The sequence below is a fragment of the Blautia sp. Marseille-P3201T genome (assembly GCF_900120295.1).
Lineage (GTDB): Bacteria > Bacillota > Clostridia > Lachnospirales > Lachnospiraceae > Blautia.
In genome coordinates this window covers 22,018-38,564 of record NZ_LT635468.1, presented here as the reverse complement: position 1 = coordinate 38,564, position 16,547 = coordinate 22,018, and the positions used below count along the sequence as shown (strand labels likewise).

The 16,547-nt window shown below is 37.5% G+C and carries 14 protein-coding genes; 9 read left to right on the top strand and 5 right to left on the bottom strand.

Going from position 1 to position 16,547, the window contains the following annotated elements:
* Nucleotides 1-18: 18 nt before the first annotated feature.
* The 9 genes from BQ7352_RS03215 to BQ7352_RS03175 all read left to right on the top strand — a co-directional run bounded on the left by BQ7352_RS03215 (nt 19) and on the right by BQ7352_RS03175 (nt 11,056).
* On the top strand, nt 19-564 hold the full coding sequence (locus BQ7352_RS03215; protein ID WP_330390383.1) for an RNA polymerase sigma factor: 546 nt from the start codon (nt 19-21) through the stop codon (nt 562-564).
* Nucleotides 565-1,569, top strand: a complete 1,005-nt coding sequence (locus tag BQ7352_RS03210) for a sigma factor regulator N-terminal domain-containing protein (RefSeq protein ID WP_072446934.1) — start codon at nt 565-567, stop codon at nt 1,567-1,569. It begins immediately after the preceding gene.
* A gap of 236 nt (nt 1,570-1,805) precedes the next feature.
* Entirely contained in the window at nt 1,806-2,153 is a 348-nt protein-coding gene (locus tag BQ7352_RS03205) for a hypothetical protein (RefSeq protein WP_072446933.1), read from the top strand.
* Nucleotides 2,154-2,266: 113 nt separating this feature from the next.
* Nucleotides 2,267-3,430, top strand: coding sequence for a class I SAM-dependent methyltransferase (locus tag BQ7352_RS03200; RefSeq protein WP_072446932.1), 1,164 nt, complete (start codon nt 2,267-2,269; stop codon nt 3,428-3,430).
* Nucleotides 3,431-3,446: 16 nt separating this feature from the next.
* A complete protein-coding gene (locus tag BQ7352_RS03195; protein WP_072446931.1) occupies nt 3,447-5,891 on the top strand; it encodes a hypothetical protein in 2,445 nt (814 codons plus the stop codon).
* A gap of 19 nt (nt 5,892-5,910) precedes the next feature.
* The gene (locus tag BQ7352_RS03190) at nt 5,911-7,029 is read left to right on the top strand and encodes an aminopeptidase (RefSeq protein WP_009246877.1); all 1,119 of its coding nucleotides are present in this window, start codon (nt 5,911-5,913) and stop codon (nt 7,027-7,029) included.
* Between the two features lie 104 nt (nt 7,030-7,133).
* Nucleotides 7,134-8,525 (top strand): asparagine--tRNA ligase, encoded by a 1,392-nt coding sequence (gene asnS / locus BQ7352_RS03185; RefSeq protein WP_072446930.1) that lies wholly within the window; start codon nt 7,134-7,136, stop codon nt 8,523-8,525.
* A 9-nt stretch (nt 8,526-8,534) separates the two neighbouring features.
* Complete coding sequence (locus BQ7352_RS03180; protein WP_072446929.1) at nt 8,535-9,596, top strand: metallophosphoesterase family protein; 1,062 nt, start codon at nt 8,535-8,537, stop codon at nt 9,594-9,596.
* Nucleotides 9,593-11,056, top strand: coding sequence for an AAA family ATPase (locus tag BQ7352_RS03175; protein ID WP_072446928.1), 1,464 nt, complete (start codon nt 9,593-9,595; stop codon nt 11,054-11,056). Before BQ7352_RS03180 ends, BQ7352_RS03175 begins: the two co-directional genes overlap by 4 nt.
* An 80-nt stretch (nt 11,057-11,136) precedes the next feature.
* On the opposite strand, the gene BQ7352_RS03170 is transcribed toward BQ7352_RS03175, so the two are convergent.
* The 5 genes from BQ7352_RS03170 to murC form a co-directional block, all read right to left on the bottom strand.
* Nucleotides 11,137-11,355 (bottom strand): intracellular septation protein, encoded by a 219-nt coding sequence (locus BQ7352_RS03170; protein WP_072446927.1) that lies wholly within the window; start codon nt 11,353-11,355, stop codon nt 11,137-11,139.
* A gap of 82 nt (nt 11,356-11,437) precedes the next feature.
* Nucleotides 11,438-12,631 (bottom strand): ribose-phosphate pyrophosphokinase, encoded by a 1,194-nt coding sequence (locus tag BQ7352_RS03165; RefSeq protein WP_330390352.1) that lies wholly within the window; start codon nt 12,629-12,631, stop codon nt 11,438-11,440.
* Nucleotides 12,632-12,633: 2 nt separating this feature from the next.
* Nucleotides 12,634-13,620 (bottom strand): ATP-binding protein, encoded by a 987-nt coding sequence (locus tag BQ7352_RS03160; RefSeq protein ID WP_072446926.1) that lies wholly within the window; start codon nt 13,618-13,620, stop codon nt 12,634-12,636.
* Between the two features lie 16 nt (nt 13,621-13,636).
* Complete coding sequence (locus tag BQ7352_RS03155) at nt 13,637-14,665, bottom strand: DnaD domain protein (protein ID WP_072446925.1); 1,029 nt, start codon at nt 14,663-14,665, stop codon at nt 13,637-13,639.
* Between the two features lie 317 nt (nt 14,666-14,982).
* Nucleotides 14,983-16,362 carry a UDP-N-acetylmuramate--L-alanine ligase gene (murC, locus tag BQ7352_RS03150; RefSeq protein WP_072446924.1) on the bottom strand — a complete coding sequence of 460 codons (1,380 nt, stop codon included), beginning with the start codon at nt 16,360-16,362 and terminating at the stop codon, nt 14,983-14,985.
* Nucleotides 16,363-16,547 lie beyond the last annotated feature (185 nt).

Sequence of the window (16,547 nt, the reverse complement as noted above, 5' to 3'; positions counted from 1 at the left end):
CAGAAATTTCCATAAAAACTGTCACAAATCTCCCCGTTATATGTTTTAATAATAGAAGGAAGGGAGGGAGCGTATAAAAAAGATGAATGGCAACTGATTTATGAAAAATACCACAAATCTGTATATTTATATGCTCTGTCTCTTACCAAGAACCGGACAGATGCAGAAGATTTGCTTCAGGAAACCTTTGTGAAAGCATTTCTGTCATACGAAAACACAGGGAGTTTAAAAGGCTGGCTGGTAAAGGTATTAAGAAATGAATTTTACAATCTTTGTCGTAAACGTAAGAAGGAACTTTTAGATAATGGAGAACTGCTTTGTGAGTATTTAAGTTCGGGTGAAGACTTATTAGCAGGCATGATTGAGCAGGAGGAGCGAAAAGCTTTGTTTTTGGCGATTGCAGCTTTACCGGTGCAAATGAAAGAAATTTTAATGGAAAGCATTTATTTTCAATTAAGCGATGAGGCGATTGCCAAAGCTCACGGGCTGACAAAAGAGAATGTAAGGCAGATACGTTGTCGGGCAAAGAAAAAATTAATCAGCAGTATGAAGGAGGGGATGTAGATGAAAGACTGGAACGAGAAAAAATTAGATGAAGAATTAAATGCTCTTGTGGAGGAGCTTCCGCTTAAAGATGATTTAGAAAAGAAGATTAACCAGAGTATCAATAGGAGAATTTGCAAAATCATAATCACTACGGTTTCGGCAACGCTTATTTTCTTGCTTTTGATTTTTGCCATTATCAGTCCGGTCATGAATTGTTTATATTTCAATCCCTATAAGCTAAACAAAGAGCCGGATAAAATTTATACAAATGTGATGAGGGACTATTGGGAGCTTTCCAAACCTTATACAGAAATCATGGATATGGAGGTTACGCCAAAAGGCTTTGCCAATTATGAAGTTCAGGTACAGGTAACAGATGGAAAGTCGGAGGTACAGTTGGGAACTCCAAACGCAGGTTTTCATGTAAAATGTGGAAAATATACAGACATGATAGAGCCTAATCAATTATATTTTACCCATATTTTCGGGCGGTTTGAGCAGCCATATAGTAATAAAGAGGAAATTGTGGAGCAGATAGAAGAATTGCCGGAGTCAGCTATGATATACTTAGTTGTCAGCGACAGCAAGGCAAAGACTTTAAGTGAGCTTCAAAATCTGCCTGTTCAGATAGACTGGATACAGGTATATCAGCCAAATGCAGAATTTCAGGGTGGTTTACAGTTAAGCAACCGTACCGTATGTATGGAAAAAGAAGACGAGAGAGAGCTTTTATCAGAAGAAGAATTAAAAAAAGTATATCTATCAAATTTAAAAAATCTCTTGGATAATTCTGAACTTTGGACAGACTTAGGGTTATGTGACGGAAGAAAAGCATGGACAGACGAAGTCGGTGTTTTAGAAAAAACATATCAGGACGCACAGAAACTAAAAACATTGGAAAGCAAAAACTACTGCGTATCAGGGAAAAAAGACAATATACTGACCTATCTTCAGAACCTGGAAGAACAATCCATTTTCGTAGAAGACGTAAGATTTACTTCCCTACAAACCCACTCTAAATAGAACTTGTTAAAAGAATAAAAGCGTTTCACTACGAAACTACATTAAAAATAAATTGCTGTGGAATATAAATAAAATGTCCTTATTTTTTTAGCGAATTTGTCGAGTACCCGTTGAGACTACAGGCTCAAAGGGAACGCAGACTGAGCATAAAAAATAGGGACATTTATATATATTTTACACTAACAATATATTTTCCCCTTCATATATTAATAGGAAGAAATATTTGGAGATTATTCATGGAAGAGAGAAAATCTTTCTACAAAACAGCAAAAAAAGGAAAGTTCTATAGACAGGAAGGTCCTATAGAGGAAGAACGCAATCTTATGAAGACATATTATCCTGAAACAGCCGGAATGATACAGGCATTGGTAGAAGATGCCTGTGACAGGCTGGATTATGAGGGAAGCTTCTTGTATGATGAATATCCGGATAAATGGAATTTGGAAAGAGTCTGCCGTAAAATTGAAAGCCAGATGGAGATGCAGGCACAGGGGACTTCTGAGAACTTATTAGGGGAATTTATTCGGACTTTGTTTTGCCAGGAGTTGTATCAAAGGAGATGCAGAAGAAAACGATGGAAGTAAATTTTTAAAACTATTTGTTTTGGGGTTGCGGATTTTCTGTAAAGCTTTTACAATAGTAATAGCCTGCGAACATTTGTGCAGGACAGAGGAAATACATCATATAGGTGAAAAACATGGATAAGTTAAGAGAACTTTTAGATAAATATATAAATGAGCGGCTGAAAAAAGTTGTGATCAGTAATGCTAGAAAGAAAGATGGAATATCAAAAATTCAGGTACGCCCTCTCTTATTAAGAGGTGAGCTGGTATATCAGGTGACCAGAACAGAAGGGGCAAAGGAACTTCACGAAAACTTTGATAAAGAACGTGTTATTGTATATGTAATCCGGCAGATGGAGGAAAACTTCAAACAACTTCAGTTGGAAGCAAGAGAAGCTTCTGCATCTGTGCTGGTGAGCAAAAAAGGAAAAGTAACTATTAAGGTAAAAGAAAATAAGGGAATGACCAAAGAAGATTATACTCCTATGCTTTCTCATAACAGAACTAAGAATTACCTTTTAAAAGAGGGTATACCTGTTCCCTGGCTTGTGGATTTAGGTGTCATGAGCCAGGACGGTAAGGTGAAAAATGCCCGTTATGACAAATTTAAACAGTTAAATCGATTTTTGGAGTTTATTGAAGACGTTCTGCCCAGACTTCCGAAAGACAGAGAAGTTCAGATTATTGATTTTGGATGTGGAAAATCTTATCTTACTTTTGCAATGTATTATTACTTAAAAGAATTAAAAGGGTATGATATTTGTGTTACAGGGCTGGATTTAAAAGCAGATGTAATTAAGACATGCAGTCAGCTGGCAGAAAAATATGGATATACGAAGCTTCGTTTCCTTCAGGGAGATATTGCTTCTTATGAAGGAGCAGACAAGGTAGATATGGTAGTGACTCTTCATGCCTGTGACACAGCTACTGATTATGCATTGGCAAAGGCTGTAAAATGGGGAGCTTCTGTTATTCTTTCTGTGCCGTGCTGTCAACATGAATTAAATAGAACGATATCCAATGAAACTTTGCAGCCAATGTTAGAATATGGAATTTTAAAAGAACGCTTTGCTGCTTTGCTGACAGATGGGCTTCGGGCGCAGATGCTCCAGAGTAAGGGATATGAAACACAGATTTTAGAATTTATTGATATGGAGCACACGCCGAAAAACTTACTTATTCGTGCAGTAAAAAACGAAAATAAGAAGAATGATACACAACAGCAGGCAGAGTGGGAAGCATGTGCACAAGCCTTTCATGTGGAGCCTACTCTTCAGAAGCTGTTGTTTGAGCAATAGACAGGAAGGATTTTAAATGAAAAAAAAGCTAAGAAGAATTTTAATTTTGTTTATTGTCTTTGTTTTAGGAGTGGCAGGATTTAGTTGCTTCATGAACAGTCAGAATACAGATAATAAAACCGATTTGCAGACAGCGTCCATTCCTTGTATGGCAATGGAAATTGGGGGTATGAAGGTAAATCGTATGTATGGGTACAAAAATGATATGCAGGAAGATTTTATGCGAGATACCCTTACACCTTTAGGAACAGATAAGACTCTTCAGGTCAATATTACACCCTATAACCAAAAAATTGAAAGTCTGGTGTATGAAATTCGTACTTCAGATGGAAGCAAAGTCATAGAAAATAATAAAATTAATCATTTTGAAGAACAGGAAGACGGAACTTTAAAAGCTTCTTTTACTTTGCAAAAATCAATTCTGATGGATCAGGAATATGCTTTGAATTTTACATTAAAAACAGAGCATGGAAGCTGGAATTATTACACACGATTGATACAAAGAGCAGGTCTTAGCACAGAAAAGTATATTGAATTTGTGAATAGTTTTTATACGCAGACTTTTGAAGAAGAAGGGAAAAGCGAGTTAAGAATATATTTGGAAACAGATAATTCCGGAGGGAATAACAGTTTTTATGATTTGAATATTCACTCCACTTTGGATATGGTTACATGGAAAGAATTACAGCCGGAAATCAGCAGACCCGGAATTCCGGCAATTAAAGATATTAATTCAAATACAGGAAGTCTTTCCATTACTTATTACATGACTGCCGAAAATGAGAAAGGTGAGATTGAGCGTTATCAGGTAGATGAATTTTATCGGATGCGTTATGATCAGACCAGAATAAGACTTCTTGATTTTCAGAGAAGTGCAAAGCAGGTATTGACTACAGAGCAGTCTGTTGTGACGGAAGGACGGTTAAATTTAGGCGTTACAGATAAAGATGTGCAGTATCTTTCTGACAGTACCGGTCAGATCGTAGCTTTTGTACAGCAGGGAGATTTATGGTCTTATAACCTAAAAACAAATAAATTAAGCCGTATCTTTAGTTTCCGTGATTTAGGAAGTAATGATGAGAGAAATGATTATTCGCAACATGATATTAAACTTGTACGAGTAGAAAAAAGTGGAGATATGGACTTTGTTTTATATGGCTATATGAACAGAGGACAGCATGAAGGATGTGTTGGAACTTCCATCTATCATTACAGCGCCGAGCAGAATGTGGTAGAGGAAAAGTTTTTCCTTTCCAGTACAAAGTCCTTTGAATTTTTGAAACAGGAGATTGAAAAGTTTACTTATATCAGTAAAAACGGATATTTCTATAGAGTTTTGAATGGGGATTTATATCAGTTTCATATGGAAGACAAAGAATATAAAATTTTGCAGGAAAATGTGAAAGACGATTGTTTTAAAGTATCAGAAAGTGGCAGATATGTAGCATGGCTGGATGGTATGGACATAAACAACGGTACGTCCATTATCATGATGGACATGGAAACTCAGAAACAGGAAAAAATTCAGGCAGAAGAAGGAACAAAACTTCGGATATTTGGATTTATGAATGATGATGTTGTCTATGGTATTGCCAATGAGGGTGATATTGTAGGCGGACAGTTTGCCATGAATGAAATCCGAATTCAGAATTTAGAGGGTGAGGTAAAGAAAACTTACCATGAGGACGGATATTATATAACAGATGTGAAATTTCAGGATAATTTGCTTGAGATAGTAAGGGCACAGTGGAATGGAGAAAATTACGAAACAGTTACCAGCAGTCAGATTTTAAATAATGTAAGAGATAAGCAGGATAAGACTTTTGCTGTGGCGCTTGTGACAACAGATAGGCAGGCAAATATTATAGGACTGCAGTTCGAAGGCGGCAGCAAACAGGAACCCCTTGTTATGGAAGCTAAATTTGCTGAAAATACAAAGGATATTGTCCTGAATATGGAGCAGAAAGAAAAAGATAAAGAAGAATATTATGTATATGCCATGGGAAAACTATGGGGGATTTATGGAAATGCGGCAGAAGCAATCAATACAGCAGATACCAATGCAGGCGTTGTGTTAAACCGAACACAGCAGTATGTGTGGGAAAGAGGCAATACAGCCGATAAGGCAACGATTGCTTTGGGAGATATTCCTGATGCGGTGAAAAAAGCACCTCTTAGTATTGAAGAATTAGAGGGAGAGATACAAAAACAGGGACAGGCTATTGATATGACAGGCTGTACACTTTCTCAGATTTTATATCAAACCAGTGCACAAAGACCTGTCATTGTAAAAGGCGAGGGCGGAGTTCCAAAGGTTATAGTAGGATTTGACGGATATAACACTTACTTATACGATCCTTCCACGCAGACAACAGCTCCTATGGGAATGAATGACAGCACAAAAGCGTTTGAAGAAAACGGAAATGTTTTCATTTGTTATTTAGAAAAAATCAGTGAATAAAAGAAAGAGGGAAAAAATTATGGATGAAAGAATTAAAAAACTGGCAAAAGTATTAGTAAACCATTCTTGCAGAGTACAGAAGGGAGAAAAAGTTTATATTCATTATGTGGGATATGAAACAAAAGCACTGGCAAGACAGCTGATAAAAGAAGTGTATGAAGCAGGGGGAATTCCTTTTCCACATTTTACAGATGCACAGGTAGAAAGGGAAATGTTGCTGCACTGCACAAAAGAGCAGCTTCAGCTTATGGCAGAAATTGATGGACAGGAAATGTCTCAGATGGATTGCTACATTGGTATCCGCGGAGGAGATAATGTATCTGAAAAGTCAGATGTTCCTGCTGAGAAATTAAATCTTTATGAGCAGTATTATAGTACACCGGTTCATGGAAACATCCGTGTGCCAAAGACAAAATGGGTTGTTTTAAGATATCCAAATGCGTCTATGGCACAGCTTTCCAATACAAGTCTGGAGGCTTTTGAAGATTTTTACTTTGATGTATGCACTTTAGACTATGGTAAGATGGCAAAGGCAATGGAACCTCTTGTAAAATATATGGAAAAGACAGATAAGGTACGCATTACAGGACCGGGAACAGACCTGACATTTTCTATTAAAGATATTCCGGTTGTGCCATGCAGCGGTGAATGCAATATTCCTGATGGCGAAGTGTTTACAGCTCCGGTGAGAGACTCTATAAACGGAACTCTGTCCTACAATACACCGTCCGCATTTCAGGGCTTTACTTATGAAAATATCTGTCTGGAATTTAAAGACGGTAAGATTATTAAGGCAACAGCCAATGATACAGAGAGAATTAACAAAGTATTTGACATTGATGAAGGAGCGCGCTATGTAGGAGAATTTGCCATTGGAGTAAATCCTTACGTATTAAATCCTATGAAAGATACTCTTTTTGATGAGAAAATTCAGGGCTCTATTCACATCACACCGGGCAGATGTTATGAAAATGATGCGCCAAACGGTAATCATTCAGCAATCCACTGGGATTTGGTGTTAATTCAGAGACCGGAATACGGCGGCGGTGAAATTTATTTTGATGATGTTCTGGTTCGCAAAGACGGAAGATTTGTAGTTCCTGAATTGGAATGTCTCAATCCGGAGAACTTAAAATAATTGTTCTATCCTTTTTAGCCTTGCACTGAACAGGGCAATGAGATATACTATAAGGAAATTGCAAAGCTTTTTAGCATACGGATTGATAAGAAGGAGATAAAGATATGCAGTTAACAACAGTAAAAGAGATTTACAGAAACAGAGAAGAATATCTGGATAAAGAAGTTACTGTGGGCGGTTGGGTAAGAAGTGTCCGTGACTCTAAAACATTCGGATTTATTGTGCTTCATGACGGAAGCTTTTTTGAAACATTACAGGTTGTATACCATGACACAATGGAAAACTTTCAGGCAATCTCAAAATTAAATGTAGGAGCAGCGATTGTAGTAAAAGGAACTTTAGTTGCAACACCACAGGCTAAACAACCTTTTGAAATTCAGGCAACTGAGATTATGGTAGAGGGTGACTCAGCAGCAGATTATCCGCTGCAGAAAAAACGCCATTCTATGGAATATTTAAGAACAATCTCTCATTTAAGACCAAGAACAAATACCTTCCAGGCAGTATTCAGAGTACGTTCCTTAATCGCTTATGCCATTCACCAGTTCTTCCAGGAACAGGGATTTGTATATGTTCACACACCATTGATTACAGGAAGTGACTGTGAAGGTGCGGGAGAAATGTTCCAGGTTACAACTATGGACTTAAATGACATTCCGAAAACAGAAGAAGGAAAAGTAGATTTTTCACAGGATTTCTTTAAAAAACCTACAAATCTTACGGTAAGCGGACAGTTAAACGGAGAAACTTTTGCACAGGCATTCCGTAATATCTATACTTTTGGACCTACTTTCCGTGCAGAAAACTCTAACACAACACGTCACGCAGCAGAATTTTGGATGATTGAGCCGGAAATGGCATTTGCAGACTTAGATGACAACATGGCGCTGGCAGAAGCTATGCTGAAATATGTAATCCGCTATGTTCTGGAAAATGCGCCGGAAGAAATGAACTTCTTTAATTCTTTTGTAGATAAGGGACTGTTGGATAGACTGAACAATGTATTGAATTCTGAATTTGGACATGTTACTTATACAGAAGCGATTGAAATTCTGGAAAAAGCAAACGATAAGTTTGATTATAAGGTATACTGGGGCTGTGATTTACAGACAGAACATGAAAGATACTTAACAGAACAGGTTTACAAACGTCCTGTATTTGTTACAGATTATCCAAAGGAAATCAAAGCTTTCTACATGAAACAGAATGAAGACGGAAAAACAGTTGCTGCTATGGACTGTCTTGTTCCGGGAATTGGTGAAATCATCGGAGGAAGTCAGAGAGAGGACTCTTACGAAAAATTAAGCCAGAGAATGAAAGAAATGAACTTAAACGAAGAAGATTATGGATTTTATCTGGATTTACGTAAATATGGTTCTACTCGTCACTCAGGTTTTGGACTTGGATTTGAAAGATGTGTTATGTATTTAACAGGTATGCAGAATATCCGTGACGTTATTCCATTCCCAAGAACTGTAAACAACTGTGAATTATAAAGGAGTATTATGAAATTTTTCCATATAGCAGATGTACATCTGGGGGCAATGCCGGATAAAGGCTTCTCCTGGAGTTATGACAGAGGCAGAGAAATCTGGGAAAGTTTTCAAAATGTTATCAGGCAGGCCGGCAGAGAAAATGCCGGTCTGTTTCTTATTGCCGGAGATTTATTCCACAGACAGCCTCTCTTAAAAGAATTAAAAGAAGTAAATGCATTATTTGCTTCTATACCTGATACAAAAATTGTTTTGATTGCAGGAAATCATGATTATATCAAAGAAAATTCTTTCTACAAAAAAATTTCATGGGCAAAAAATGTTTTCTGGCTTTCTAAGGAGGAGCTTTCCTATGTGGAGTTTCCTGACTTAGGTGTTCGTGTGTATGGTTTCAGTTACCACAGCAGAGAAATCTCAGAGCCAAAATATAATCAGATACAGATTTCTTCTCCTATGCCTGTAAATATTTTGCTGGCGCATGGAGGCGATGAAAATCATATCCCTGTTTCGAAAGATACTTTTCTCTATACACCATTTGATTATGTAGCGCTGGGGCATATACATAAACCTCAGGTTTTACAGAAAAATAAAGTAATTTATGCAGGTTCTTTAGAACCTCTTGACAAGAATGAAACAGGTGCTCATGGTTATATAAAAGGAGAAATTCGAAACAGGGAAATTTATACAGAGTTTGTTCCGGCATCCATAAGGGAATACAAAACAATTTCTGTGCAGGCAAAAGAGGAGAGTACACAATTTTCCTTAGAAAATGCAATACGGGAGATAATCGAAGAACAGGGAGAAGAACATCTTTATACCATTCTTTTGGAAGGGAAAAAGCCTGCTCATACAGAATTTTTTACAGATGCTTTTTATAAGCTGGGAAATATCAGAGATGTGGAAGATAAAACTACAATGGCGTATTCTAAAGAGCAGTTAAAGGAAAACTACAAAGGTAGCATTATGGAAGCATATCTTGCTCTGTTTGAGAAGGAAGAAAAAACAGAAAATTTAGAAAAGGCATTTCAATATGGCGTAGAGGCACTTTTAGAGTCAGGGGAGGAATTGTTATGATTATTAATCGTCTGATTTTAAAGAACTTTGGGAAATTTCAGGGGAAAGAAATTGAGCTAAAGGAAGGAATAAACATTCTTTTAGGCGAGAATGAGAGCGGTAAGTCCACTATTCACGTATTTCTTCAGAGTATGCTGTTTGGTATGAAAAGAGGCAGAGGAAAAGCTTCCAAGACAGATACTTACAGTCGTTATATGCCCTGGGAAAACGGAAACTGGTATGAAGGAAGTATGGTATTTACCTGCGGGAAAAGAAAATTCCGTCTGGAGAGAGGTTTCGGAAAATTTGCGAAAGTCCCAACTCTTATTTGTGAGACTGACGGAGAAATGTTATCTGTGGAACATGGGGATTTGGATATGCTTCTGGGAGGAGTCACAGAGAATGTCTATGAAAATACAGTTTCCATAGGACAGGCAAAGAGCAGAACAGAAGAAGGGCTTTTGAAAGAAATTCGTGATTACCTGTCTGAGTTTCAGGGGACAGGAGATTTTCGTTTTCATCCGGAACAGGCAGTAGAAATTTTAAAAAAACGCAGAAAAGAGCTGGAACAAAAAGAAAGAGAAATTCTTTTGGAGAAGGAAAAACTGGAGTGGGAAATTATTTCGAAAATTCATCATGAGGAAGAAGAAATAGAAAACGTCCGGAGAAAATTAAAAGAAAGATCCACAGGGGAAGTTCCTGTAAAAGAAGAAAGGAATACAGGAAAAGGAAGATTTTTTCTTTTGGCAGCTTTGCTTGCAGCCGGAGCAGCGTTAGGTACATTAGTTTGGAAAAGTATGATAATGGCTATTGTACTTCCGCTTTTGCTGTACATGCTTTATTCCGGGTTGTCTAAGCTGCTGTTACAAAAAAAACAGCAGAAGCAGAGAACAGAGAAAAAAGTCAAAACAGAGGAACGGAGAAAAATTTTGGCAGAGAGCCTTCAGGAAAGGCAAATGAAAATTGAAAATCTGAAAGAGGAAGCAGCAGAGAGAAAAAGTGATTATGTTCAGGTAGAGAGAATACGTAAGGAAATACAGGCTGTTTCCATTGCAGAAGCCAAAATAAAGGAGGCTGCAGGAAATCTTCAGAAATTTACAGGACAAAAACTTCAAGATGAAATTTCAGAAATCTTTGCACAGATAACGGGGGGAAAATATAAAAGAGTTCTTCTAACTGAGAATTTCGAAATATATTTGGATACAGGGGAGAAACGTTTGCAGCTTTATCAGGTTAGTTATGGAACAGCAGAACAGGTATATTTAGCCCTTCGGCTGGCATGTGGTGAAATTTTATGTCAGGAGGAGGATATTCCACTGGTTCTGGATGAGACTTTTGCCATGTATGACGAAAAACGCCTGATACAGGCGCTGAAATATATTAGCCAAAGGAAATCTCAGGTGCTTCTGTTTAGTAGTAATAAACGGGAAATACAGGCTTTAGAGAAGGCAGGAATACCATTTTCTCTTGTAAGGCTTTAATGAAAAGGGTCTCGGCTATGCAGCCGAGGCCCTTTTCTGTTAGAAAGGAGGTGTTGACTCCGATATAATATGAAGAAAAATTAGCAATGATAATGATGTTTAAAATGCATATTTTCGTATTCTTCCAGTTTAATCTTCACATAATTCCATGCCGTATGAATTGCAGGTGCCAGACCAGCAATTAAAAGAACAATTGTTACAAGACTAATACTCTGTGTAACCTGATAAACATAGCCGGCATACAAAATTGCAAATAACGCAGTACAAACACTTAAGATAGGAATAAATTTATCTTTCATAGTGGCACCTCCTGACCTGAAAAAATATATGAACTTTTTCTTTTATTATAATCCTGAAATCTGTTAATTTCAAGATGATATTTTATTTTTTCAGACTTTCGTTGCGTTTCAGAAGGAGTTTATTGATACGTTCAACAGGGTTCAAAAGTTTGCTGATAGAACCATCGTGATTTAAAGTATCTATAATTAAAGCAATGTATTTACTCATATCACAGTTTACATAATAAGGTTTTTCTAACAATTCGTCAGGCTGATATACCAGATTAGTAGTAAGCAGACGGTCAAAGATACCTTCTTTGTAAGCTGCATCAAATCTTTCCAGACCATTGGTGAAAAGACCAAAAGTAGAACACATAAAGATTTTGCCTGCTCCACGTTTTTTCAGAAGGGCAGCTACTTCTAACATACTGTCACCGGAAGAAATCATATCGTCAATAATAATCATGTTTTTTCCGGAAACATCAGCACCTAAGAACTCATGAGCTACAATTGGGTTTCTTCCGTCTACAATTGTGGAATAATCACGGCGTTTATAGAACATACCCATATCTACACCAAGCACGTTTGCAAGGTAAATAGCACGTCCTGTACCGCCGGCATCAGGACTGATAACCATTAAGTGTTCACTGTCAACAGCTAAATCAGGCTCTGCACGAAACAGTCCTTTGATAAACTGATAAGCAGGCTGAACAGTTTCAAAGCCGTGGCGGGGAATTGCATTCTGTACACGAGGGTCATGAGCATCAAAAGTAATAATGTTGTCTACGCCCATGTGCGTCAGTTCCTGAAGCGCCAGAGCACAGTCTAAAGACTCTCTGCCTGTTCTTTTATGCTGGCGGCTTTCGTAGAGAAATGGCATAATTACATTTACTCTGCGGGCTTTACCGCCTACAGCTGCAATAATTCTCTTTAAATCCTGAAAATGGTCATCAGGTGACATGTGATTTTCCTGTCCGCAAACTTTATAAGTCAGGGAATGGTTACATACATCTACCATAAGGTAAAGGTCATCACCACGTACTGATTCGCCCAGAACACCTTTGGCTTCTCCTGAGCCAAAACGAGGAGTCTGTGCGTTTACTAAATAGGACTCTCTTTGATAGCCTTCGAATTTCAGGTCATTTTTTTCCTGATGGTCTCGGTCTTTTCTCCAGTTTACAATGTAATCATTTACTTTGTTTCCCAGCTTTTCACAGCTTTTTAATGGAATAATACCCAGACGTCCTACAGGAAGGGAATCTAAAGGGGTTGCAGTTTTTGGTGACATTGGTGACATTTTCATTTTCCTCCTAAAAGTCTTTTTTGGATCCTTATGTCATTTCCGACCAGTTTCAGCATGGTGTAGTTGCTGGTTACTCTGGAGAAAGTTCTTTCTGAATAAGTATCCAGAAAATCCTCCATGGTAAGATTGGTAGAAATGATAGTTGATTTTTTATTGATAATTCGCTCATTGATGCAGCAAAAAAGCTGAGAAGAGATAAAGCTGTTGGTAAGCTCAGTCCCTAAGTCGTCAATAATGAGCAAATCACAGTCAAAAATAAATTGTGCCATATCAGCGGCCTCTGTGTCTTTTTCAAAAGCATTTTTAGACAACAAATCAAATAAATCGAAAGAAGTAAAATATAAAACAAAAAAAGAACGATCTAAAAGTTCTTTTGCAATGCAGTGAGTAAGATAAGTCTTTCCTACACCAGTATCCCCATAAAGAAGAAGATTATTGCCGCAGGGAAAGCTATGAATAAAATCCCAGGATTTTTCATAGGCATTTTTAGCAGAATTTAAAGAAGTAATTCCGCTGGCAGCATCTACAAAATCAGAAGAATAATAATCAAAGGAAAAATGACTGAAATTTTCCGTATTTAAGATGCTCCGAATATTGGATTGAGTATACAGTAAATCAACAGCAGCTTTGCGAAAACAGGCACACTTTTCAGAGCCGATGTAGCCTGTATCTTTACAAAGCGGACAGTCATAATGCATATCTAAATAATCTGCAGGGTATCCGTTCTGCATAAGAATTGCTGTACGCTCATTAGAAAGCTGCTGTATTTTCTTGGAAAGATCAAAATCATCTTCTTTTACAGCGCCCAGGACAATGCGGGCTTTTAAAAGCCCCAGAGCAGCAATTTCCTTGCGAATTTCTGCCAGTCTTGGCATTTTTTCTTCTGCCTGTGCAATTCGGTTATTCTGTTCATGCTTATGAAGAAGCTGCTTCTGATTATAACTGCGCATAAGCGCATCATATTGAAAATTTTTAAGTGACACAGTAAATCTCCTTACTTTATTTGTTCAGAAGTTGTTTTTCAAGTTCCGCCATGTTGTAATTTCTCTGATGAAAATTATTAAATTTATTTTTGGGTGGAGCAGGCTGAGGTTTGGATGCAGCAGTTTTTGCAGCTTTTTTCTGTTGGAAACTCTGGTCTAAGGCATCGATATCAGATAAATGATGAACACCTTTTTTAAACCAGCTTTCTAAAATACTGTCTGCATAAGAAAAGCTTGCTTTGCCTGTTGCCAAAACGGTACGATTACAGGCTTCTGAAATAACTTCCAAAGTAAATCCATACTGATTTAGCCACAAATTCATATATTGGATTTCCTTATCCAGAGGATTTCGGTTTTTAATGCCGAAAGCTCTTAATATGGTAAAGTAGTTTTTATTATAGAGGTTTGTTTCTTCCTTTGCTTCCGTAACCGTAGTGATTTTTTGCTCTGCCCATGCCAGGCCTACTTTTTTAATGTATGCCATACTGGTACTGCCTTTTGAAACACAATATTCAATCAGGTACTCCAGTAGATCAGAAGAAAGTTTTACCTCATCATATAAGTATAATAAAGTTTGCATATCTGTAGAGGAGAGGTTCTTTCCCAGATACTGTTCTGCAATAAATAAAAGCTGTTTGACTTCACTGTCATTTTTTAATTCCTTAACTTTATCCGGTGTAAGTGTGAAACCGGCAGACATCGGTTTTTCCGAAGTGACTGCAGTTTCGCCAACAGGAGTCGCTTTTTCGCCCGGGGGATAGAATATAATTTCCTGTAGATTTCCTCTTCCATCCAAAACGGTATCCAGCACGCCGCAGTTTTTCCAGTAACGAAGAGCTCTCTGTATATCTGCCTCTGTACAATTAAAAGCATCAGCAATAGAGGACAAGTCTAATGAAGTTCCTTTTCCAGATGCATGTCGTAGAAGATAGAGATAGATTTTTACAAATTCTCCATTTGCGGACGGCATATAAAAATCCAGAAAAGAATTAGAAATAAAAGTAAATTCCTCCGGAAAGCTGTTATAAACTTTAAATTGTCCCATGTTACACTTCCTTTACATTTCCATACTATCTTTAATAATCAAGTTCAGTATAGCACAGAACTTTTGAAAAGAGAACCAGCTTTTTTTTCGACAGTAAAAAACACAAGAGGATAAAGAAATTTGTGGGAAATGTGGATAATGTGGATAAAAAAGTGGATGGTTTTTTATTGGAAACCTGTAATTGTCGAAAAAATAAGGAATTTAACATATTTTTGCTTCAACTGCTGTCGAATTATGTCAACTGTGTAATGCACAAAAAAATCCACATGCTCAGGGGTATGAACATGTGGAAGACTTGGTGGATAGTGTGGATAACTTTATTGCCCAAGGATACTTTCGCCGATTTTATACACATCTCCGGCACCCATAGTTATCAACACATCTCCGTTGATACAATTTTCTAATAAAAATGCTTCGATTTCATCAAAAGTAGGGAAATAATAAGCTTTTCCCCCTCTCTCGTTGATTTTGTCACATAAATCAGAGGAAGAAATTCCCAGATTATCGGTTTCTCTGGCAGCATAAATATCTGCCAGAATAACTCGTTCTGCCTTTGCCAGTACGTCTGCAAATTCATCCATTAAGGCTTTTGTACGTGTGTAAGTATGGGGTTGGAATACACACCAGGTTGTCTTATGTGGATAATTTGCTGCTGTTTTTAAAGTGGCTTCGATTTCTGTTGGATGGTGGGCATAGTCGTCAATAATGGTGACACCTGCTACTTTCCCCTTATACTGGAAGCGGCGGTCTGTTCCGCCAAAATGCAGAATACCTCGCTTTAAGGTATCTAAATCAATACCTGCTTTTATACCTAAGGCAATGGCAGAAAGTGCATTGGAAACATTGTGCAGTCCGGGTACGGAAAGAGAAAATCTGCCAATACACTGTCCCTCATGCAGGCAATCAAAAGAAGCATGAGCAGTTTCATCAAAGGTAATATTTGCCGCTGTGTACTGTGCGTCTTTTTCCAGTGCATAAGTAATGACTTCACACGGAAGGTTTTTGGTGATTTCTTCTACACTTGGGATGTCTCCGTTAATGATCAGGGTACCATCAGCAGGAAGTTTTTCAGCAAATAAGCGGAAAGAATGGCGGATGTCATCTAAATCCTTGAAGAAGTCCAGATGATCTGCATCAATATTCAAAATAATGCTGATTTTCGGGAAAAAGCTTAAAAAGCTGTTCGTATATTCACATGCTTCTGTAATGAAGGTTTCTGAATTACCTACACGTATATTTCCGTGAATGGCAGGAAGAATACCACCTACAGAAATTGTAGGATCAGCTTCGGCTTCTAAAAGCACATGGGAAATCATGGAAGTTGTAGTTGTTTTACCATGAGTTCCTGCTACTGCAATAGGAAGCTGATAATTTTTCATAATCTGTCCTAAAAGCTCTGCTCGGGTGAGCATAGGTATATTTTTTTCTTTGGCACAGGCAAATTCCGGATTATCCTCATGAATTGCTGCTGTGTATACTACAAGGTCAATGTCATCTGTAATATTAGAAGCTCTCTGCCCTATATAAATCTTTGCTCCTTTTTCTTCCAGATGCTGAGTAAGCTCAGAATTTTTAGAATCAGAACCGGATACAGGGAAGTTTTCTCCCAAAAGTATTTCCGCAAGACCACTCATGCTGATGCCTCCGATACCAATAAAATGAATGTGGAGCGGTTTATGAAAATCAATTTGATACATAGTAATCCCTTCTTTAAATTTTTTTGTTTTTTATAATTATAATCAAATTTCTTTAAAATGGAAACCCCTTATTTGAAAAACACCTGTTAAGGATAGGTAAAATGTAACAAAAAGTATAAAAATGTCGAAAAAAAATTGGTAAATATGTTCACATTTCAAATGTAGTGTGATATAATGGTAGCAAC

Bases quoted from the DNA above. Each gene is read 5' to 3' on its own strand.
- murC (WP_072446924.1), bottom strand. From the start codon at position 16,362: ATGTATCAAATTGATTTTCATAAACCGCTCCACATTCATTTTATTGGT.
- BQ7352_RS03155 (WP_072446925.1), bottom strand. From the start codon at position 14,665: ATGGGACAATTTAAAGTTTATAACAGCTTTCCGGAGGAATTTACTTTT.
- BQ7352_RS03195 (WP_072446931.1), top strand. From the start codon at position 3,447: ATGAAAAAAAAGCTAAGAAGAATTTTAATTTTGTTTATTGTCTTTGTT.
- BQ7352_RS03210 (WP_072446934.1), top strand. From the start codon at position 565: ATGAAAGACTGGAACGAGAAAAAATTAGATGAAGAATTAAATGCTCTT.
- BQ7352_RS03165 (WP_330390352.1), bottom strand. From the start codon at position 12,631: ATGTCACCAATGTCACCAAAAACTGCAACCCCTTTAGATTCCCTTCCT.
- asnS (WP_072446930.1), top strand. From the start codon at position 7,134: ATGCAGTTAACAACAGTAAAAGAGATTTACAGAAACAGAGAAGAATAT.
- BQ7352_RS03170 (WP_072446927.1), bottom strand. From the start codon at position 11,355: ATGAAAGATAAATTTATTCCTATCTTAAGTGTTTGTACTGCGTTATTT.
- BQ7352_RS03200 (WP_072446932.1), top strand. From the start codon at position 2,267: ATGGATAAGTTAAGAGAACTTTTAGATAAATATATAAATGAGCGGCTG.
- BQ7352_RS03180 (WP_072446929.1), top strand. From the start codon at position 8,535: ATGAAATTTTTCCATATAGCAGATGTACATCTGGGGGCAATGCCGGAT.
- BQ7352_RS03190 (WP_009246877.1), top strand. From the start codon at position 5,911: ATGGATGAAAGAATTAAAAAACTGGCAAAAGTATTAGTAAACCATTCT.
- BQ7352_RS03205 (WP_072446933.1), top strand. From the start codon at position 1,806: ATGGAAGAGAGAAAATCTTTCTACAAAACAGCAAAAAAAGGAAAGTTC.
- BQ7352_RS03175 (WP_072446928.1), top strand. From the start codon at position 9,593: ATGATTATTAATCGTCTGATTTTAAAGAACTTTGGGAAATTTCAGGGG.